Below are 18,696 nucleotides of genomic sequence, written 5' to 3'. Positions count from 1 at the left end.
GAGGAGACCGGGTGGAACTACGGGCGTTGCGGTACTTCGTCACAGTCGCCGACGAGCTGCACTTCGGCCGGGCCGCCGAGCGGCTGCACATCGCCCAGCCGGCGGTCAGCAGGCAGATCGCGGCACTGGAGCGCGAGCTGGGGGTCCGCCTCTTCGACCGCTCACCGCGCCTGGTCCGGCTGACCGAAGCGGGACACCGGGTGCTCGCCGTCGCGCGGGAGGCGCTCGCGGCCGCCGATCGGGTTCGGGTCGCGGCGCGCGAGCGGGCGGGTGTCATGCGCATCGGGACCGGCGCGGGGCAGTTCACCGCGCGGCTGGAACGCGGGATCGACGCGTTGCGGGAGAAGGCCCCGGGATTCGACGTTGTGCTCGTCGACCTGCCCCTGACCGCACGCTTGAACGCTCTGCGGCAGGGGGAGATCGACCTGGCCCTGGCGAGGGAAGTGCGTTCGGCGCCCGGACTGCGGGTGTTGCCGAGCTGGACCGAGTCCCTGTTCGCGGTCGTGTCCACCCGGCACCCCGCCGCCGGGCGCGGGGCCGTCGGCGTTGCGGAACTGGCCGCCGGTCCCTTGAAGACCTCCCAGGACCACGATCTGTCGGTGCTCGGCGCGCTGCCGGACGTCGGACTCCAGGGACCACCGGCGCACCGCGCGGGGACGGTGCAGGACACGATCGTCGAGGTCGGCTCCGATCCACGCAGCTGGACCGTGTTGCCCGCCGACCAGGTGACCGAGATCCGCTCCACCCGGGTGCGCGCGATCCCGCTCGAGCCGCAAACGACGATCACGGGCAGCGTCGTCGTGCCGGACGACCTCCCGTGCTCCTGCGCGGCGGCCCACGTGACGGCCTTCGGCGACGCCACGGCCGCCTGATCCCAGGACGTCTAGCGCGCGACCGCCGACTTCGCCTCGTCGTAGGCCCGGCGCGCGGCCTCGACCTCCGGCACCCGGCCCTCGACCAGCTCGATCAGCTCCCGCAGGCGGCCGGCCACCTCGGCGCCCAGCGGCGTCAGGCTGTACTCGACGCGCGGCGGGATCGTCGGCTCGGCCTCGCGGTGCACGAAACCGTCGCGTTCGAGCGCCTGCAGCGTCTGGGCCAGCATCTTCTCGCTGACGCCGTCCACCTTGCGGCGCAAGGCGTTGAACCGGAACGGCCCCTCGGCGAGCGCGGCCAGCGCGAGCGTGCCCCAGCGCCCCGTCACGTGCTCCAGCACCCCGCGCGAGGTGCACGCGCGCGCGAAGACGTCGGCGACCAGCTGGTCGTGCTCGGCGTCGCAACTCATGGCACCGAGGATACCTGGTGGCCCCCACGATGCCTGGTGACGGTACTCACCCATAGTTGGCACTTTCCAGAAGTTAGTACTAACTTTACTGGGGAGCAGTCGTCCGAGGAGGAGCGAAAACATGACCATCGTCGTCACCGGTGCCACCGGCCAGCTGGGCCGCCACGTCGTCGCCGGGTTGCGGGAGCAGCTGCCCGCCGGCCGGATCGTCGCCGCGGTGCGCAGCCCGGAGAAGGCCGCGGACCTGGGCGTCGAAGTTCGGGAGGCCGACTACGACCGGCCGGAGACGCTCGCGGCGGCGTTCGCAGGCGCGACCAAGGTCCTGCTGATCTCGGGCAACGCCGTGGGCCACCGGGTTCCGCAGCACCAGGCCGTGGTGGACGCCGCGAAGGCCGCCGGTGTCACGCACCTGGTCTACACGAGCGCGCCGCACGCGGACGACACGCCGCTGGTGCTGGCGCCCGAGCACAAGGCGACCGAGGAGATCATCCGTGCGTCCGGCGTGCCGTTCACGATCCTGCGCAACAACTGGTACACCGAGAACTACGTGCAGAACGCCCAGCAGGCCATCACGACCGGCGTGCTGATCGGCAGCGCCGGCGCGGGCCGCGTCGCGAGCGCCACGCGGGCCGACTTCGCCGCGGGCGCCGTTGCGGTCCTCACCGGCGAGGGGCACGAGGGCAAGGTGTACGAACTGGGCGGCGACGTGGCGTGGACGTTCGACGACCTCGCCGCCGAGATCTCCGCCATCGCGGGCAAGGAGATCCGATACCGCAACCTGACCGCCGACGAGCACCGCGCGGCGCTGATCGAGGCCGGGCTGCCCGCGGAGACGGCCGGGTTCGTGGTGGCGCTAGACCAGAACATCGCCGAGGGCACGCTCGCGGAGGTGACCGGCGAGCTTTCGGCGCTGATCGGACGCCCGACGACCCCGCTGGGTGACGGTCTTGCCGCCGCGCTGAAGGAAGCCTGAGGAACGTCCACTGTGGAGGCTCCGGGATGGCGGAGCCCGTCGGAGGCCTCTAGGCCTGGGGAGGCGTGACGTGTGAACCGGTCACGGTGCCGTCCGGCTGGACGCTGATTACCCTGCGTTCGACGGGTTCTGCCTCCGAAACGCGGCGCCCGGTGGGCTCCAGGTCGGGCTCGTCGAAGCAGATGAGTGTGTCCCAGCCGCTCGGGCGGACCGCGTACCCCCACGGGGCGGCGTCGGTCGCCGGTGTGCTGCTGCCACGGACCTCCGCCTCCTCTCCCACCAGACCGTCATCCCGTGCCGCGGGGCAGTCGAGGATCCGCACCAGATCGCCGGGTACGAAGCGGGGCGGCACGGCCGCTTCGGCGGGGCTGACGGTCACCCACTCGAGTTCCGGCTGCAGGAGGGAAACCCGGCCGTGGTCCGGCCGCACCCAGGCCGGCCCGACCGGGCTGCCACGCCATCCCTCGGGCGCGAGCGCTCGGAGCGCCGCGATGCAGTCGCCGACCCGGCCGGCCGGCTCGAGCGTCGCGCGGAACTCCAGCAGTGTCTCGTCCTTGTAGTACCGGCCCAGACTGGAAACATCCACTGCGCCGAACACGGCCAGCGCTCGGCCGAGCTGCTGTCCGACCTCGCCGGTCGGCGACGCGGCCCGGACCATGATCCGGAGAAAGGCCCGCCGGTAGCCGGGAAGGGAAGTCATCTCGGTTCCTCTCCACGGACGGCGACCACCGACCGTTGTCCGTCCATCGCGCCCGTTGTGCTTGACTGCGCCCATGATCTCGGAGAGCGGCGCGTGCCCGGTGCCGGACGGGGAATTGCACGTCGAGCGGAGCGGGGCCGGCCCGGCGCTGCTCCTGGTGCCCGGGGGAACCGGGGCGGCCGCCTCCTACCGGGCCCTCGCCGAGCAGCTCGCGAGCCACTACACCGTTCTCGGGTACGACCGGCGTGGGCACTTCGGCAGCACGGACTCCACGGACGGGCCGCTGACCGTCGCGCGGCACGCTGACGACGCGCGCGCCGTCGTCGAGCACTTCGGCTACAGCAAGGCTCTCGTCTTCGGCAGCAGCGCAGGCGGCCAGATCGGGCTGGAGCTCGCCGTCCGGCACCCGGACGTCGTCAGCGGGCTGGTCGTCCACGAGCCGCCTGCCGTGAACCTCCTGCCGGACGCCGACGAGTGGCTGGAGTTCGCCGAGGAGCAGGCCGCACTCAGCGCGGACGGCGACGTCTTCGCGGCGTTCCAGGGGTTCCTCGGTTCCATCGCGGGCGCCGGGCTGCCCCCGCTGAAAACCGTGCGCCTGCCGCACGAACACGAGTGGCGCCTGCTGTTCGACCGCGAACTCGTCGGCTTCTACCGCTACCTGCCGGACATCGACGCTCTCCGCCGCGGCCCGGTGCCGATCGTGCTCACCGCGGGCGAAGGCAGCCGCGGCTACTACCACTACCGCCCGGCCCGCGCGCTCGCCCTCGAACTGGGCCTGCCGTTCGTCGAACTGCCCGGGGCGCACCTCGCCCCCCAGCGCAACGCGAAAGCGTTCGCCGAGGCTCTGAACACCGTTCTCGCCGACCTGGTCCTCTGACCACCACGCCCGAAACCTGTCGAGTTCCTGTGAAAGCGGTCCGCGCGCCGAAACGCGCGCTATCCTGACTGCACACGGCCGGTGTCATCCTCCCCAGTTTCACACCGGCCGGTGCTCCGGCGCTTACCTCCCCCTCGGGCGCTGGAGCGAGGCCCCCGGGCCGCGCCTTCCTCCCCCAGTTTCGGCGCGGCCCGGGGGTCTTCTCACTTCTGCGAGCCGGGCGCGACCACGCGCACGCCGTCCTGCCACACCTCGCGGATCCGCCCCGGCAACGCGGCCAGGTCGTAGGCGTCGCCGGACACGACCACCAGGTCCGCGCGGAAACCCGGCGCCAGCCTGCCCAGCGAGTCGCCGAACCCGAGCAGCTCCGCGGCCGACGACGTGGACGCGGCGAGCACCTCGCCGGGGCTCATGCCTGCCGCCTGCATCAACGGCAGCTCTTCGAGGTTCGTGCCGTGCGGGCCGACGCCGCTGTCGGTGCCCATCGCGATCTTCACCCCGGCTTCGACCGCGCGGCGCATCGACGACGCGTGCACCTCCGCCACGTCCTCGGCCTTGCGGATCATCTCGTCGGTCAGCGCCGCGCCAGCCCTGGCCGCGCGGATGACCGCGATCGGCGCGATCAGCGTCGGCACCAGCCACGTGCCGTGCGCGAGCATCAGTTCGATGGCCTCGTCGTCGAGGTAGATGCCGTGCTCGATGGACCGGATCCCGGCCCGCACCGCGTTCTTGATGCCCTCGGTGCCCTGCGCGTGCGCCATCACCGCCTTGCCCTGCATGGCGGCCTCGGCGACCAGGACGTCCAGCTCGGCCGGGGTGAACTGAGTGTGCCGCGGGTCGTCGCCGGGCGAGAGCACCCCGCCGGTCGTGCACACCTTGAGCACGTCGGCGCCCGCGCGCAGCAGCTCCCGCGCCGCCTTGCGCATCTCGTCCGGCCCGTCGACGACCGTGTGCGGGCGGCCCGGGTGCGGCAGCGTCAGCGGAACGCAGTGCCCCGAGGGCATCCAGTCGTCGCCGTGCCCGCCGGTCTGGCTGATGATGCCGATCGAGATCTCCAGCCGCGGGCCGCTGATCAGCCCGTCCGCCTGTGCCTTCTTGATGCCGAGGTCGGCGCCGCCCGCGTCGCGCACGGTGGTGATGCCCAGTTCGAGCGTGCTGCGCAGGTTCCGCGCCGCCTCGTAGAACTGGTAGGAAAACGGTTTCTGGAACAGCTTGATCAGGCTGATGTCGGACACCGTGACGTGCACGTGGCAGTCGAACAGCCCGGGCAGCAGCGTGGTGCCCGCGCAGTCGACGACCTCGTCGCCGTCCAGGCCGGTGCCGATCGCGGCGATGCGGCCGTCCTCGACCACCACGTCCGCGTCGAACGGGTCGCTGCCGGTGCCGTCGAAGACGCGGCCGCCTGCGAACAGGATCCGGGTCATGCGCGCGCTCCGCTCAACCGCCGCGCGGCCAGCGACGCGAGCAGCGCCGCGCCGTCGGCGACCACGCTGTCGTCGAACGATGCCTCCGGGGAATGGTTGTACGGCGCGGAGTCGGGGTCGTCGGCGAAGGTCGCCCCGAGGAACACGAACGCGCCGGGGACCCGGTCGAGCACGCGGGAGAAGTCCTCCGAACCGGTGACCGGATCCGGCGCCTCCGTGAACCGCTCCTCACCGAACACCTCGCGCACGGTCTCGGCGACGAACTCGTGGCCTGCCGGGTCGTTGACGGTGACCGGGTACTCGGGCGAGTAGGTGACCTCGGCTTCCAGGCCGTGGGCGGCCGCGATGTCCCGGCACAGCGGGACGGCCAGCTCCGCGACCCGCTCCCGCGCCTCCTTCGAGAAGCTGCGGATGGTGGCCTCGAAGCGGGCTTCCGGCGGGATGATGTTGCGCTGGGTGCCCGCGTGGAAGGTGCCGACGGTGACCACGACCGGGTCGAACACGCTGAACCGGCGGGTGACCATCGTCTGCAGCGCCGTCACCATCTCGCACGCGGCGGGCACCGGGTCGAGCGCCACGTGCGGCCGGGACCCGTGCCCGCCTGCGCCGAGGACGCGGACGAACAACCCGTCGGCGGCGGCCATGATCGGGCCGGGGCGGGACACGAACCGGCCGCGCGGGATCATCGCCGACACCACGTGCAGCCCGTAGGCCTCGGCGACCGGGCGGCCCGCGGCCTCCAGGACGCCCTCGGCGATCATGTGCCCGGCGCCGTCGTGGCCCTCCTCGCCGGGCTGGAACATGAACACCACGTCCCCGGCCAGGCGGTCGCGGTGCGCGGACAGCAGCCGCGCGGCGCCGACGAGACCGGCGGTGTGCAGGTCGTGCCCGCACGCGTGCATGCGCCCCTCGTGCCGCGAACTGAAGGCGGCGCCGGTGTTCTCGGTGACCGGCAGCGCGTCCATGTCGCCGCGCAGGAGCACGACATCGCCGTCGCCGCCCTGTCCGCGCAGCACCGCGGTGACCGACGAGAGCCCGGTGCCGGTGCTGATCTCCAGGGGCAGCCCGTCGAGGGCCTGGAGAACCGTCTCCTGGGTGCGGGGCAGGTCGAGGCCGAGTTCGGGCACCTGGTGGAGCGCGCGCCGCAGTGCCACGAGGTCGTCGGACATCGCGTGCGCGTCTTGCCTGAGATCCATTCCGGAAGCGTAACCGGAACGCGGGGTCTGCCCCAGCCACGCGAACACGGCCGCATCCTGGCCCGCATCCTGACACAGGGGACGAATCCGGCAACCGTTGTCAACATCGGCACACGGGGGATAACTTTCCGACCATGACCGCCCCGTCGTCGATGACCGCCCGGCTCGACCGGTTGCCCGTCACGCGCTTCCACCGCCTGCTCATCGCCGTCGTCGGGGTGGCGACCTTCTTCGACCTCTACGACCTCTTCCTCGCCAGCACCGTGAGCACCGTGCTGTCCAAGGAGTTCGGCGTGTCCGGCGCGGAAACCAAGCCGCTGCTGGCGTCGGCCTTCCTCGGCGCCTTCGTCGGCGCCGTGACGCTCGGCAGGCTCGCCGACCGCATCGGCAGGCGCCGGGCCTTCCTGCTCACCCTCAGCGTCTACTCGCTGTTCACGCTGCTCGGCGCGTTCTCCACGGACGTGTGGATGCTGGTGGTCTGCCGGTTCATCGCGGGCATCGGCATCGGCGCGGAACTGCCCCTCGCCGACGCCTACCTGGCCGACCTGCTGCCGGCGCACGCCCGTGGCAAGGCCACCGCCTGGGCCTACACCATCGGCTTCTGCGGCGTGCCCGCCGCCGGGTTCCTCGCGCGCGGCTTGGTCGGCGAGGCGCCGTTCGGCGTCGACGGCTGGCGCTGGCTCTTCGTGATCGGCGCGCTCGGCGCGGCGATCGTGTGGGTGCTTCGCACCGGTCTGCCCGAATCGCCCCGGTGGCTGATCGCGCAGGGACGGCACGCCGAGGCCGAGGAAGTCGTGCAGCGCCTGGAAAAATCCGCGCGCACCACGCTCGACGTGCGACCGGCGAGCCACGAAGAAGCCCAGCCGCAACGGTTCCGCGCGCTGTTCCGCAAGCCGTGGCGCACGCGGACCGCGATGCTGTCCGCGTTCCAGGTCCTGCAGGTCTTCGGCTACTACGGCTTCGGCTCGCTGGTGCCGATCATCCTGACCGCCAAGGGGTTCGACGTCGCCCACTCGCTGACGTTCAGCGCGCTGTCGTTCCTGGGCTACCCGATCGGCTCCGCGCTGTCGATCCCGCTGATGGACCGCTTCCAGCGCAAGTGGCTCATCGTCGCCGCCGCGGCGGGCATGGCGGTCTTCGGGCTCGCCTTCGGCTATTCCACCGGCGGTGCGGCCATCGCGATCCTCGGCTTCTGCTACACCGCGGTCAGCAACGTGTTCTCCAACGCCTACCACGCCTACCAGGCGGAGATCTTCCCGACGAGCCTGCGCGCGTCCGCCGCCGGCTCGGCCTATTCGCTGTCCCGCCTGGCGACCGCCGCGATGCCGTACCTGCTGCTGCCGCTACTGGAAGCCAAGGGCGCGACCGCGGTGTTCGTGGTCGTCGCGCTGGCGATGGTGCTGCTCATCCTGATCACCGCGGTGTTCGGCCCGCGCACCACCGGCCGGTCGGTCGACGAGATCGCCGGCGAGGCGGTCACAGCCAGTCGTCCGGGCCGGCCCAGCTGAGCACGTCCGCCTTGACCGGCGCCGCGCCGGTGTACTGGCCGCGGTAGAACAGCAGCGGCCGCCCGTTCGACGCCTCCCCCAGCGCCGTCACGCGCCCGACCACGACGAAGTGGTCGCCCGCCTCGAACACGGTCTCCACCGCGCAGTCCACCCAGGTCAGCGCGTCCTCCAGCACCGGGCAGCCGGACGGCGCGGGCTCCCACTCGACGGCCGCGAACTTGTCCGCGCCGCGCGCCCCGAACACCGCGCTGACCCGGTGCTGCCCCTCCGCCAGGACGTTGACCGCGAACCGCCCGCTGCGCTCGATCGCCGGCCACGTCCGCGATTTGCGGGCGGGGCAGAACAGCACCAGCGGCGGGTCCAGCGACAGCGCCGCGAACGACTGGCACGCGAACCCGGCTGGCTCGCCGTCGTCCATCGTGGTCACCACGGTGACCCCGGTGGCGAAGTGCCCGAGCACCTGGCGGAAGCGCGCCGGCTCGATCGCGGACGAGATCACTTCCGCATCCCGACGCTGAAGTCGTGGCCCCACAGGCTCACCGCCGTGCTCTCGCGCGCGATCCACGACTCGTCGTCGACCTGGCGGCCCTCGCACCCGAACTCGACGTCGAACCCGCCCGGCGTCTTCATGTAGAACGACAGCATCAGGTCGTTCACGTGCCGCCCCAGTGTGGCCGACATCGGCACGTTGCGCCGCTTCGCGCGGTCCAGCGCCAGCCCGACGTCGTCGGTGTTCTCCACCTCGACCATCAGGTGCACGATCCCGCTCGGCGTCGGCATCGGCAGGAACGCCAGGCTGTGGTGGCGCGGGTTGCAGCCGAAGAACCGCAGCCACGCCGGCGGCCCGTCGGCCGGGCGGCCGACCATCTGCGGCGGCAGGCGCATCGAGTCGCGCAGCCGGAAGCCGAGCACGTCGCGGTAGAACCGCAGCGCCGCGTCGTCGTCGTGGGTGGACAGCACCACGTGCCCGAGGCCCTGCTCGCCGGTGACGAACCGGTGCCCGTACGGGCTCACCACGCGCCGGTGCTCCAGCGCGACGCCGTGGAACACCTCCAGGGTGTTGCCGGACGGGTCGTCGAAGCTGATCAGCTCGGTGACGCGCCGCTCGGCCAGCACCTCGGCGCTGCCTTCCTTGTAGGGCACGCCGTTGGCGTCCAGCCGCGCCCGCACCTCGTCCAGCTCGGCGGCGGTGGCGGCCTCCCAGCCGGCCACCGCGAGCCGATCGCTCTCCCCCGGCACGATCACCAGCCGTGCCGGGAAGTCGTCCATCCGCAGGTAGAGCGCGTCCGGGTGGGAGCCCTTGCCCTCGACCATGCCGAGCACCTTGAGCCCGTACTCGCGCCAGGCGGCCATGTCGGTCGCCTCGATGCGCAGGTACGCCAGTGAGCGGATGCCCATCTCATTCACCTCGCAGGAAGTCGAGGGCCAGGCGGTTGAACTCGTCGAACTTCTCGACCTGGGCCCAGTGTCCACACCGGCCGAACACGTGCAGCTGCGCGCGCGGGATCGTCTTGAGCGCGAGCAGCGCGCCGTCGAGCGGGTTGACGCGGTCCTCGCGGCCCCAGATCAGCAACACGCGTTGCCGCAGCTTGTATGCGTCGCGCCAGAGCATGCCCTGCTCGTAGTCCGCGCCGGCGAAGGACGCGCCCATCGCGCGCATCGCCGCGAGCGACTCGGGCGTGCTCGCGTTGGCGTAGCGTTCCTCGACCAGCTCGTCGGTGATCAGCGCCGGGTCGAACACCATGAGCCGCAGGAACGCCGCGAGCTTCTCCTTGCTGGGCCCCGGCGGCGCGGCGAACCGGCCGAGCGCCTTGACCCCCTCGGTGGGGTCCGGCGCGAACAGGTTGGTGCTCAGCCCGCCCGGCCCCATCAGCACGAGCCGCCCGGCGCGGTCCGGGTGGTCCAGCGCGAGCCGGACCGCGGTGCCGCCGCCGAGCGAGTTGCCGACCAGGTGCGCCTTGCCGACCCCCAGCGCGTCGAGCAGGCCGACGACCGCCGTCGAGCTGTGGGTGAAGTACTGCGGGTGCTCGGTCGGTTTGTCCGACTTGCCGAACCCGGGCTGGTCGACCGCGAGGACCCGGTAGGACTTGGCGAACACCTCGATGTTGCGGGAGAAGTTGCTCCACGCCGAGGCGCCCGGCCCGCCGCCGTGCAGCATCACCACGGTTTCCGCGTGCTCGGCGCCGGCTTCGTGGTAGTGCAGCCGCAGGCCCCCGCCGACCTCGGCGTACTTGCCCTCGGTCACGTCACACCATCGCATTCTCAACGGGCACGCCGAATTCGCCGTTGCCGTACATGATGTAGGCGCGTTCCGGGTCGTTCGCCGCGTGCACGCGGCCGGCGTGCGCGTCGCGCCAGAACCGCTGGATCGGCGTGCCCCGCTTGAGCGCCCGGCCGCCGGAGTTCTCGAAGAGCCGGTCGACGGCGGCGATCGCGCGTTCCGTGCCGCGCACCTGGTCGCGCCGCACCCGCAGCCGCGTGGCGAACGGCAGCTTCTCGCCGCGGCACGCCAGCTGGTACAGCTCGTCGATGTTGCGGGTCAGCTGCAGCCACGCGGCGTCGATCTCGCTGGCCGCCTCGGCGACCCGCACCTTCGCGAAGGGGTCCTCTTTGGACTGCTCGCCCATGTAGGCGGCGCGCACCCGGTTGCGCTGGTGCTCCACGTGCGCCTCGTACGCGCCCTGCGCCATGCCGATGATCGGCGCGGTGATCGTCGACGGGTGCACGGATCCGTACGGCAGCTTGAACAACGGCCCCGGGTTGATCTGCTGCCCCGGGGTGCGGCACTTCGAGGTGGCCTGGAAGCTCAGCGCGCGGTGCGCCGGGACGAACGCGTCCTCGACGATGATGTCGTTACTGCCGGTGCCGCTCAGGCCGACGGTGTCCCAGACGTCCTCGATCCGGTAGTCGCTGATCGGCAGCAGGTAGGTGCAGAAGTCGACCGGCTTGCCCTCGGCGTCGAAGGCGGGCGCGCCGAGGAACACCCAGGTCGCGTGGTCGCAGCCGGAGGAGAAGCTCCACCGGCCGGTCAGCCGGTACCCGCCGTCGACGACGGTGGCCTTACCCATCGGCGCGTAGGACGACGAGATGCGCACGTCGACGTCCTCGCCCCACACGTCCTGCTGCGCCTGCGGCTCGAACAGCCCGAGATGCCACGGGTGCACCCCGAGGATCGAGGCGACCCAGCCGGTGGACCCGCACGCGCTCGCCAGCAGCTTCACCGCGGTGTAGAAGGTCACCGGGTCGGCCTCGTAGCCACCGAAGGTCTTCGGCTGCAGCAGCTTGAAGAACCCGGTCTCCTGCAGCGATTTGATCGACTCGTCCGGAATGCGCCGCGCGTCCTCGGTCTCCTGGGCCCGCTCCCGCAGGACGGGAAGCAGTTCCCGGACCCCGGCCAGCACCCCGCGACCATCCTGATCGGTCATCTGCACGCCCCGTCCGTCATGTCTTTTCTCGGTCACCAGCAAGACTAGAACACGTTCTCGTTTTTGTCATCAGTCGGGCCGTCGAGCTGCGGAAATTCCCGCTCTGCGGCCGGAAAACACGCAGTCGGCGAGCGAGAGCCCGCTCACATAGGACCTGGAACAGATTCCCACCGCGGACCGGCCCGCCGCGTACAGCCCGGCGATGCCGGCGCCGTCGGCGCCCCGCACCTGGCCGGTCGACTCGTCCACCACGAGCCCGCCGAGCGTGAGCATCGGGCACGGGAAACCCAGGCTGGGCTTGATGGAGACGTCGATCAGCGAGAACGGCGCCGTCCGCACCGGCCGCACGTACTCGGCCGGCTTGCCCGCCGGGTCCGCGGCGCCTGAATCCGCGGCTGCGTTGTAGGCCTCGACGGTGGCGGCCAGCCCGGCCGGGTCGACCCCGGCCTTGCGCGCCACCTCCTCCAGGGTCGCCGCGGACACCCGGCCGCGTTGCAGCAGGTAGCGGGCCTGCAGCCACTGGAACCACTGGCTCTCCCGCCGCGCGGTGCGGCGCGCCTCGGCGATCGTCTCGGCGTCGGCGAGCAGCCAGCCCTTGCCGTCGTGCTTGCCGATCATCACCTCGCCGACCGCGGCGCCGTAGCGGGACTCGTCGATGATCCGCCGCCCGGCCTGGTCGACCAGGACACCCTTGAGCATCGCGCTGGGCGGCGTGACGAACCGCCACGCCGAGATCCGGTGCATCTCGCCGGTCGCCGCGCCCACCGCGGTGCCGAGCCCGATGCCGGACCCGTCGTCGGCGATCGTGCCCAGCGCCAGCCCGCCGCGGTAGGCCGGGGCGTGCTCGCGCACCAGCGCGCGGTTGAAGATGAACCCGCCCGCCGCGATCACGACCCCGCGCCGGGCGGTGAGTTCCACCTCGCGCGCGTACCGGCGCTCCAACCGCTCGATCCGGTGCTGCAGCGCCTTGCGCACGCTCGGCACGTAGATCCCGGGCTTCGCGGCGTATCGCGCCATGCGTGCGTGCGCGGCGCGGACCCGGGCGGGCGCGTCGCGCATCGTGCGGACCCGGACGCCGGTCACGACGCCGTTCTCGACGATCAGCGACTCGGCCAGGGTGCCGGGCAGGACCCGCACGCCACGCTGACGCGCCGCCTGCGCGAGCCGGGCGAACAGCAGCTTGCCCGACGTGCCCGGCCCCTTCGTGCGGTGCCCGCGCGCGGCCGGTTTGGCCAGCTCGCGGAACCCGCCCGCGGACTCGCTGCCCGAGTAGTACAGGTAGTAGTCGTCGTTGGGGTAGGACGTCTTGTACGGGCACAGGCTGCCCTCGAACGGCACGCCGTTGCGCTCCAGCCACTCGATCATCGCCGGGCTGGAGTCGCAGAAGCGCCGCAGCGTCTCCTCCGACACCGCCTCGCCGACCTCGAGCCGCAGGTAGTCGTACATCGCGTCGGCCGAGTCGTCGACCCCGGCCTCCCGCTGCTGGGCGGTGCCCCCGCCCGCGTAGACGATGCCGCCGCTCAGCGCGGTCGCCCCGCCACCGCCGAAGCGGTCCAGCACGAGCACGTCCGCGCCCGCGTCGGCGGCCTCGATCGCCGCGCAGGCGCCCGCCGCCCCGAACCCGATCACGATCACATCCGCCGTCTGGTTCACACCCGCTACCCTAGAACTGAAACACGTTCTCGTCTATCGTGACGGACGAGGCGGCGAACAGGCGCGCAGCGAAGTGGAACACGTTCCAGTGGAGGTGGCATGACCGAGTTCGACGTCGTGGTGGTGGGCAGCGGCGCCGCCGGCATGACCGCCGCCCTCGCGGCCGCCGACGCCGGCCTCTCCGTCGTGGTGATCGAGAAGGCCGCCAAGTTCGGCGGGTCCACGGCCCGATCGGGTGGCGGGGTGTGGATCCCGGGCAACGAGGCGTTGCGCGCGGCCGGTGTCGAGGACACGCCGGAGGCGGCGCGGGCCTACCTCGACGCCATTGTCGGCGACGTCGTGCCGGCCGAGCTGCGTCAGGCCTTCCTCGACCACGGCCCCGAGGTGGTGTCGTTCGTGCACCGGGTCACGCCGCTGCGGCTGCAGTGGGTGCCCGGCTACTCCGACTACCACCCCGAAGCCCCCGGCGGGCGGGCCGGCGGCCGGTCGGTCGAGCCGAAGCCGTTCGACGGCAAGCTGCTCGGCGACGAACTCCACAACCTGGAACCGCCGTACAGCGGCGCGCCGCTCGGTGTGCCGATCACCCAGGCGGACTACCGCTGGCTGAGCCTGCTCGCCCGCCACCCCAAGGGCGCGCTGCGGGTCCTGCGCATCGGCGGGCGCTGGCTCGCCGGGCTGGCGCGCGGCAAGCGGCTGCTGTCGATGGGCCAGGCCCTGGCCGCCGGGCTGCGGGCCGGGCTGCTCCGCGCGGGCGTGCCGGTGTGGCTGGACACCCCGCTGACCGACCTGGTGACCGAGGACGAGCGGGTCACCGGAGTGGTGGTCCGGCGGGACGGGCGGGAGGAGACCGTGCGGGCGCGCCTGGGGGTCGTGCTCGCCGCGGGCGGGTTCGAGCACAACGAGGAGATGCGCGCGAAGTACCAGCGCAGTCCCATCGGCACCGAGTGGACCGTGGGCGCGAAGGCCAACACCGGCGACGCGATCCTGGCCGGGCTCAAGCTCGGCGCGTCGGTGGCCCTGATGGACGACGCCTGGTGGGGCCCGACGATCCCGCTGACCGGCGGGCCGTGGTTCGCGCTCGCCGAACGGTCCCGGCCGGGCTGCATCCTGGTCAACGCGCGCGGCGAGCGGTTCGTCAACGAGTCCGCGCCCTACGTCGAAGCCGTGCACGCGATGTACGGGCCGGGCGACGGGCCCGGTGAGAACATCCCCACCTGGCTGGTGTTCGACCAGCGCTACCGCGACCGGTACATGTTCACCGGGGTCGGGCCGCGGCAGAAGCTGCCCGGCCGCTGGTTCAAGGCCGGGATCGTGGCCAAGGCGGCCACGCTGGGGGAACTGGCCGCCCGCATCGAGGTGCCGACCGCGGCGCTGGAAGCCACCGTCGAGCGGTTCAACGGCTTCGCCCGGCGCGGCGTCGACGAGGACTTCCAGCGCGGGCGCAGCGCCTACGACCACTACTACGGCGACCCCCGCCACAAGCCGAACCCCAGCCTCGGCCCGCTCGACAAGGCCCCGTTCTACGCGGTCAAGATCGTGCCCGGTGACCTGGGCACGAAAGGCGGGCTGCGCACCGACACCCACGCCCGCGTGCTGCGCGAGGACGGGTCGGTGATCCCCGGGTTGTACGCGGCCGGGAACACCAGCGCCGCGGTCATGGGACACACCTACGCCGGGCCGGGCGCCACGATCGGGCCGGCGATGGTCTTCGGGTTCCTTGCCTCACGCCACCTGGCCACCCAGAATCGCACTGGAGGTCGATGATGACTGAAGTCCGCACGATCGACGCGGGTGCGCCGCCGGCGCGGTTCGCGCGCGGCTGGCACTGCCTGGGGCTGGCCGAGACGTTCCGCGACGGGAAACCGCACGCCGTCAACGCGTTCGGCACCAAGCTCGTGGTGTTCGCGGGCGAGGACGGCAAGCTCAACGTCCTCGACGCCTACTGCCGCCACATGGGCGGGGACCTGAGCCAGGGCAGCGTCAAGGGCAACGAGGTGGCCTGCCCGTTCCACGACTGGCGCTGGGGCGGCAACGGCAAGTGCGTGTCGATCCCGTACGCCAAACGGGTTCCGCTGCGTGCCCGCACGCGGTCGTGGATCACGCTGGAGGAGAACAAGCAGCTGTTCGTGTGGCACGACCCGCAGGGCAACCCGCCGCCGCCGGACGTCGTGATTCCCCGCATCGACGGCATCTTCAGCGGCGAGTGGAGCAACTGGACCTGGGACTCGGTGCTGATCGAGGGGTCCAACTGCCGCGAGATCATCGACAACATGGTCGACATGGCCCACTTCTTCTACATCCACTACGCGTTCCCGACCTACTTCAAGAACGTGTTCGAGGGCCACATCGCCACGCAGTACCTCAACACCAAGGGCCGGCCGGACGTCGGGATGGCGTCCAACAACGGCGGCGAGGACAACCTGCTGCGCTCGGAGGCCTCGTACTTCGGGCCGTCGTACATGATCAACACGCTGCTGAACACGTACAAGGGCTTCGAGATCGAGAACGTGCTGATCAACTGCCACTACCCGGTGACGCCGACCTCGTTCGTGCTGCAGTGGGGGGTCAGCGTGAAGAAGCTGCCGGGCGTGTCGGACGAGCAGGCGGACAAGATCGCCGGCAAGTTCGCCAAGAGCATCGGCGTGGGTTTCCTGCAGGACGTGGAGATCTGGAAGAACAAGACCCGCATCGACAACCCGCTGCTGTGCGAGGAGGACGGCCCGGTCTACCAGCTGCGCCGCTGGTACGAGCAGTTCTACGTGGACGTCGAGGACGTCACCGAGGACATGACGCGGCGCTTCGAGTTCGAGGTGGACACCACCAAGGCCAACGAGGTGTGGGCGCGGGAGGTGGCCGAGAACCTGGCCCGGCAGCAGGAGGCGGGGGTCGCGGGATGACCACCGCCGAGCGCACCGAGTTCCTGGCCGGCGGCCTGCGGCCGCACGCGTGCGCGTCGTGCGGCACGCGGGTGCTGGTGAAGAAGAACAGCGTGAAGCACACCAGCATCCAGTGGACGACCGACGCGGGCAGCTGCCCGGTGTTCGCGCAGGAGGTGGCCGAGGGGCGCAACACCGCGCTGCTGGACACCTGCCCGAAGCTGGTGGACAGCATCGACGCGGCGGTGCGGGACGGGGAGTTCGGGGTTCTCGATGCCGGATAGCTACACCCTGACCGTCGCCGAGGTGATCGCGGAAACGGCCGAGGCGTCGTCGATCGTGTTCGACGTGCCCGCCGAGCACACTTCGACGTTCGCGTACCGGCCGGGGCAGTTCCTGACGTTGCGCGCTGGTGAGGCGGCGCGGTGCTACTCGTTGTCCAGCGCACCGCACGAGGGCTCGCGGCTCAAGGTGACGGTGAAGCGCACCGAAGGCGGGTACGGGTCGAACTGGTTGTGTGACAACGTCTCTGCTGGTTCCACTGTGGACGTCCTGGCCCCGGCGGGGGTGTTCACGCCCGAATCGCTGGACGCCGACCTGCTGTTGATGGCCGGGGGCAGCGGCATCACGCCGGTGATGTCGATCCTGAAGTCCGCGCTGGCCTCCGGCGGCGGGCGGATCGTGCTGGTCTACGCCAACCGCGACGAGTCTTCGGTGATCTTCGCGTCCGAGCTGGCCGCGCTGGCGCGGGAGCACCCGGAGCGGCTGGTGCTGGTGCACTGGCTGGAAAGCGTGCAGGGTTTGCCGTCGGTGACGCAGCTGCGTGAGCTGGTCCGGCCGTACGCGGAGTTCGAGGCGTTCCTGTGCGGGCCCGAGGCGTTCATGGCGGCCGGGAAGCAGGCGTTGAAGGACCTCGGGGCGCCGCGCAAGCGGATCCACCTGGAGCGGTTCGTGTCGCTGGGCGGGAACCCGTTCGAGGACGCCGAAGACGAGGCAGCCGCAGTGCCTTCTCAGGAGGCCGGGACGACGGCCTTGTCGGTGGATCTGGACGGGTCGCAGCACTCGTTCACCTGGCCGCGGCAGGAGAAGCTGCTGGACTTCCTGCTGGCCCGCGGGCTGGACGCGCCGTACTCGTGCCGCGAGGGCCAGTGCAGCGCGTGCGCGTGCCGGATCGTCGCCGGCGAGGTGAAGATGCTGAACAACGAGGTCCTGGATTCCGAGGACATCGCCGACGGCATCGTGCTGGCGTGCCAGTCGGTACCGTTGACCGACGAGGTGTCGGTCACCTACGAGTAGGAGTTGCCGCGTTGCCCATCGATCCCGACGTCGCCATCGGTGCCGAGCTCGACGAGCTGACGTTCGCCTGGACGCCTTCCGACGTGCTGCTCTACCACTTGGCGCTGGGCGCGGGCGCCCGGACGGCCGACCCGCGGGAGCTGCGCTACACCTACGAACGGGACCTGCGGGTGCTGCCGACCTTCGCGACGGTGGCGGCGAACCTGCGCATCTACGAGCCGCCCGCGGTCTCGTTCCCGGGCATCGAGGTCGACCTGGCGAAGGTGGTGCACGGGACGCAGGCGGTGACCGTGCACCGGCCGATCCCGGTCGAGGGCAAGGCGGTCGCGCGGACGCGGATCGTGGACGTGCTGGACAAGGGCACGGCGGCGGTGATCGTCAACGAGACGTCGGTGGTGTCGACGGACGGGGCGCCGTTGTGGACGGCGCGGTCGAGCATCTTCGCCCGCGGCGAGGGCGGGTTCGGCGGTTCGCGGGGTTCTTCTGCGCGGGTGGAACCGCCGGAGCGCGAGCCGGACGCGGTGATCGACACGCCGACCTTGCCGCAGCAGGCGCTGATCTACCGCCTGTGCGGCGACCGGAACCCGCTGCACATCGACCCGGAGTTCGCCCGGTCGGCGGGGTTCGAGGCGCCGATCCTGCACGGGCTGTGCACGTACGGGATGGTCGCCAAGGCCGTCACGGACGCCCTGCTGGACGCCGACGTCACGCGGGTGGGTTCGTTCTCCGCGCGGTTCGCGGGGATCGTGCTGCCCGGGGAGACGCTGCGGACGCGCGTGTGGCGTACGGACAAGGGCCTGGCGCTGACGACGACGGCCGTGGAGCGGGACGCGCCGGTACTGGCGGACGCGCTGCTCACAAGCCGCTGACCAGCATGTACGCCATGCCGACGCCCATCAGGGCGCGGCAGACCTGGCGGACCGCGCGGTGGTCGCGCAGGCTTTCGGTGCGGGCCCAGCGCGCGCCGAGGATGCCGGAGCGGACGCTGTCGACGGCGAAGTAGCCGATGGCGGCCAGCGCCAGCACGGGCCAGGCCAGCTGGCCGGGCGTCATCGCCATCCAGGGGCCGTCACCGTGGCCTGGCATCGCGGTGATCATGTACAGCATCGCCGCGGCGGACACCAGGTGGTGCACGGCGCAGCACCGCCGCCCCCGCAACGCGGCGACGAGGAACCACCCGGCCGTGAGGACCAGGATGGCCTGCCACCCGGCCGCCGGGATGGGCCCTCCGAGCGGTGAGACCATCGCGAGCATCGCCAGGACCATCAGCAACTCGGCGACGTCCTGCTGGCGGGTGTCCGGGGTGGTCGTGAGGGCGTCCAGGCGCACCAGCCGGACCACGCTGGGCACGGCGAGCAGCGCGAATGCCACCGTCAGGCTCCACGCAACCAGGACCGGTATCTGCACGTCCTCAAGTTCGCTTATGAACGCCAGGTGCGCTAGAGGTCATCGAGGTGAATTCCACACCGCGAGACGGCGCAACCGG

19 protein-coding genes are annotated in these 18,696 nt (G+C 71.6%); 9 read left to right on the top strand and 10 right to left on the bottom strand.

The window, feature by feature from the left end; genetic code table 11:
* The first annotated feature begins 11 nt into the window (after positions 1-11).
* Positions 12-872 carry a LysR family transcriptional regulator gene (locus tag ABZ215_RS17120; protein ID WP_354950237.1) on the top strand — a complete coding sequence of 287 codons (861 nt, stop codon included), beginning with the start codon at positions 12-14 and terminating at the stop codon, positions 870-872.
* A gap of 11 nt (positions 873-883) precedes the next feature.
* Here the strand turns inward: ABZ215_RS17120 and ABZ215_RS17115 are convergent, their stop codons facing one another.
* The gene (locus ABZ215_RS17115; protein ID WP_020418768.1) at positions 884-1,282 is read right to left on the bottom strand and encodes a helix-turn-helix domain-containing protein; all 399 of its coding nucleotides are present in this window, start codon (positions 1,280-1,282) and stop codon (positions 884-886) included.
* 121 nt (positions 1,283-1,403) lie between these two features.
* On the opposite strand from ABZ215_RS17115, the gene ABZ215_RS17110 reads away from it, so the two are divergent.
* Entirely contained in the window at positions 1,404-2,255 is an 852-nt protein-coding gene (locus ABZ215_RS17110; protein ID WP_354950236.1) for an SDR family oxidoreductase, read from the top strand.
* A 49-nt stretch (positions 2,256-2,304) separates the two neighbouring features.
* Here ABZ215_RS17110 and ABZ215_RS17105 read toward each other — a convergent pair whose 3' ends face one another.
* Positions 2,305-2,955 carry a hypothetical protein gene (locus tag ABZ215_RS17105; RefSeq protein WP_354950235.1) on the bottom strand — a complete coding sequence of 217 codons (651 nt, stop codon included), beginning with the start codon at positions 2,953-2,955 and terminating at the stop codon, positions 2,305-2,307.
* Between the two features lie 73 nt (positions 2,956-3,028).
* On the opposite strand from ABZ215_RS17105, the gene ABZ215_RS17100 reads away from it, so the two are divergent.
* A complete protein-coding gene (locus ABZ215_RS17100; protein ID WP_020418771.1) occupies positions 3,029-3,832 on the top strand; it encodes an alpha/beta fold hydrolase in 804 nt (267 codons plus the stop codon).
* A gap of 203 nt (positions 3,833-4,035) precedes the next feature.
* On the opposite strand, the gene ABZ215_RS17095 is transcribed toward ABZ215_RS17100, so the two are convergent.
* A complete protein-coding gene (locus tag ABZ215_RS17095) occupies positions 4,036-5,256 on the bottom strand; it encodes an amidohydrolase family protein (RefSeq protein WP_354950234.1) in 1,221 nt (406 codons plus the stop codon).
* The gene (locus tag ABZ215_RS17090; protein WP_354950233.1) at positions 5,253-6,452 is read right to left on the bottom strand and encodes a M20 family metallopeptidase; all 1,200 of its coding nucleotides are present in this window, start codon (positions 6,450-6,452) and stop codon (positions 5,253-5,255) included. The genes ABZ215_RS17095 and ABZ215_RS17090 overlap by 4 nt, the downstream gene beginning before the upstream one ends.
* 134 nt (positions 6,453-6,586) lie before the next feature.
* On the opposite strand from ABZ215_RS17090, the gene ABZ215_RS17085 reads away from it, so the two are divergent.
* Positions 6,587-7,960 (top strand): MFS transporter, encoded by a 1,374-nt coding sequence (locus tag ABZ215_RS17085; protein ID WP_354950232.1) that lies wholly within the window; start codon positions 6,587-6,589, stop codon positions 7,958-7,960.
* Here the strand turns inward: ABZ215_RS17085 and hsaB are convergent.
* The 5 genes from hsaB to ABZ215_RS17060 form a co-directional block, all read right to left on the bottom strand.
* A complete protein-coding gene (gene hsaB / locus ABZ215_RS17080; protein WP_020418775.1) occupies positions 7,929-8,459 on the bottom strand; it encodes a 3-hydroxy-9,10-secoandrosta-1,3,5(10)-triene-9,17-dione monooxygenase reductase subunit in 531 nt (176 codons plus the stop codon). The genes ABZ215_RS17085 and hsaB overlap by 32 nt on opposite strands.
* Positions 8,456-9,358: an iron-dependent extradiol dioxygenase HsaC gene (hsaC, locus tag ABZ215_RS17075; protein WP_354950231.1), complete on the bottom strand. Its 903-nt coding sequence runs from the start codon at positions 9,356-9,358 to the stop codon at positions 8,456-8,458. The genes hsaB and hsaC overlap by 4 nt, the downstream gene beginning before the upstream one ends.
* Position 9,359: 1 nt before the next feature.
* Positions 9,360-10,205 (bottom strand): 4,5:9,10-diseco-3-hydroxy-5,9,17-trioxoandrosta-1(10),2-diene-4-oate hydrolase, encoded by an 846-nt coding sequence (gene hsaD / locus ABZ215_RS17070; protein ID WP_237338119.1) that lies wholly within the window; start codon positions 10,203-10,205, stop codon positions 9,360-9,362.
* 1 nt (position 10,206) lies between these two features.
* Entirely contained in the window at positions 10,207-11,385 is a 1,179-nt protein-coding gene (gene hsaA / locus ABZ215_RS17065; RefSeq protein ID WP_237338118.1) for a 3-hydroxy-9,10-secoandrosta-1,3,5(10)-triene-9,17-dione monooxygenase oxygenase subunit, read from the bottom strand.
* 69 nt (positions 11,386-11,454) lie between these two features.
* The gene (locus tag ABZ215_RS17060; protein ID WP_354950230.1) at positions 11,455-13,038 is read right to left on the bottom strand and encodes an FAD-binding protein; all 1,584 of its coding nucleotides are present in this window, start codon (positions 13,036-13,038) and stop codon (positions 11,455-11,457) included.
* Between the two features lie 99 nt (positions 13,039-13,137).
* Here ABZ215_RS17060 and kstD point away from each other — a divergent pair, with 99 nt between their 5' ends.
* The 5 genes from kstD to ABZ215_RS17035 are packed head-to-tail and all read left to right on the top strand — an operon-like array spanning position 13,138 to position 18,079.
* A complete protein-coding gene (gene kstD, locus ABZ215_RS17055; RefSeq protein ID WP_354950229.1) occupies positions 13,138-14,802 on the top strand; it encodes a 3-oxosteroid 1-dehydrogenase in 1,665 nt (554 codons plus the stop codon).
* The gene (locus ABZ215_RS17050) at positions 14,802-15,935 is read left to right on the top strand and encodes a Rieske 2Fe-2S domain-containing protein (RefSeq protein WP_354950257.1); all 1,134 of its coding nucleotides are present in this window, start codon (positions 14,802-14,804) and stop codon (positions 15,933-15,935) included. Before kstD ends, ABZ215_RS17050 begins: the two co-directional genes overlap by 1 nt.
* Positions 15,932-16,198, top strand: coding sequence for a hypothetical protein (locus tag ABZ215_RS17045; protein WP_020418782.1), 267 nt, complete (start codon positions 15,932-15,934; stop codon positions 16,196-16,198). Before ABZ215_RS17050 ends, ABZ215_RS17045 begins: the two co-directional genes overlap by 4 nt.
* A complete protein-coding gene (locus tag ABZ215_RS17040; RefSeq protein ID WP_354950228.1) occupies positions 16,188-17,210 on the top strand; it encodes a ferredoxin--NADP reductase in 1,023 nt (340 codons plus the stop codon). Before ABZ215_RS17045 ends, ABZ215_RS17040 begins: the two co-directional genes overlap by 11 nt.
* A gap of 11 nt (positions 17,211-17,221) precedes the next feature.
* Positions 17,222-18,079, top strand: a complete 858-nt coding sequence (locus ABZ215_RS17035; RefSeq protein WP_354950227.1) for a MaoC/PaaZ C-terminal domain-containing protein — start codon at positions 17,222-17,224, stop codon at positions 18,077-18,079.
* Here the strand turns inward: ABZ215_RS17035 and ABZ215_RS17030 are convergent.
* The gene (locus ABZ215_RS17030) at positions 18,066-18,635 is read right to left on the bottom strand and encodes a DUF5134 domain-containing protein (RefSeq protein WP_354950256.1); all 570 of its coding nucleotides are present in this window, start codon (positions 18,633-18,635) and stop codon (positions 18,066-18,068) included. The genes ABZ215_RS17035 and ABZ215_RS17030 overlap by 14 nt on opposite strands.
* Between the last annotated feature and the right edge of the window lie 61 nt (positions 18,636-18,696).

The sequence above is a fragment of the Amycolatopsis sp. NPDC006131 genome (genome assembly GCF_040614175.1).
Lineage (GTDB): Bacteria > Actinomycetota > Actinomycetes > Mycobacteriales > Pseudonocardiaceae > Amycolatopsis_E > Amycolatopsis_E tucumanensis.
This window is presented reverse-complemented; position numbering and strand designations above follow the sequence as displayed.

Excerpts from the sequence above, each read along its gene's own strand:
- ABZ215_RS17115 (WP_020418768.1), bottom strand. The coding sequence starts at position 1,282 with ATGAGTTGCGACGCCGAGCACGACCAGCTGGTCGCCGACGTCTTCGCG.
- ABZ215_RS17110 (WP_354950236.1), top strand. The coding sequence starts at position 1,404 with ATGACCATCGTCGTCACCGGTGCCACCGGCCAGCTGGGCCGCCACGTC.
- ABZ215_RS17105 (WP_354950235.1), bottom strand. The coding sequence starts at position 2,955 with ATGACTTCCCTTCCCGGCTACCGGCGGGCCTTTCTCCGGATCATGGTC.
- ABZ215_RS17100 (WP_020418771.1), top strand. The coding sequence starts at position 3,029 with ATGATCTCGGAGAGCGGCGCGTGCCCGGTGCCGGACGGGGAATTGCAC.
- ABZ215_RS17095 (WP_354950234.1), bottom strand. The coding sequence starts at position 5,256 with ATGACCCGGATCCTGTTCGCAGGCGGCCGCGTCTTCGACGGCACCGGC.
- ABZ215_RS17090 (WP_354950233.1), bottom strand. The coding sequence starts at position 6,452 with ATGGATCTCAGGCAAGACGCGCACGCGATGTCCGACGACCTCGTGGCA.
- ABZ215_RS17085 (WP_354950232.1), top strand. The coding sequence starts at position 6,587 with ATGACCGCCCCGTCGTCGATGACCGCCCGGCTCGACCGGTTGCCCGTC.
- hsaC (WP_354950231.1), bottom strand. The coding sequence starts at position 9,358 with ATGGGCATCCGCTCACTGGCGTACCTGCGCATCGAGGCGACCGACATG.
- hsaA (WP_237338118.1), bottom strand. The coding sequence starts at position 11,385 with ATGACCGATCAGGATGGTCGCGGGGTGCTGGCCGGGGTCCGGGAACTG.
- kstD (WP_354950229.1), top strand. The coding sequence starts at position 13,138 with ATGACCGAGTTCGACGTCGTGGTGGTGGGCAGCGGCGCCGCCGGCATG.
- ABZ215_RS17050 (WP_354950257.1), top strand. The coding sequence starts at position 14,802 with ATGACTGAAGTCCGCACGATCGACGCGGGTGCGCCGCCGGCGCGGTTC.
- ABZ215_RS17045 (WP_020418782.1), top strand. The coding sequence starts at position 15,932 with ATGACCACCGCCGAGCGCACCGAGTTCCTGGCCGGCGGCCTGCGGCCG.
- ABZ215_RS17040 (WP_354950228.1), top strand. The coding sequence starts at position 16,188 with ATGCCGGATAGCTACACCCTGACCGTCGCCGAGGTGATCGCGGAAACG.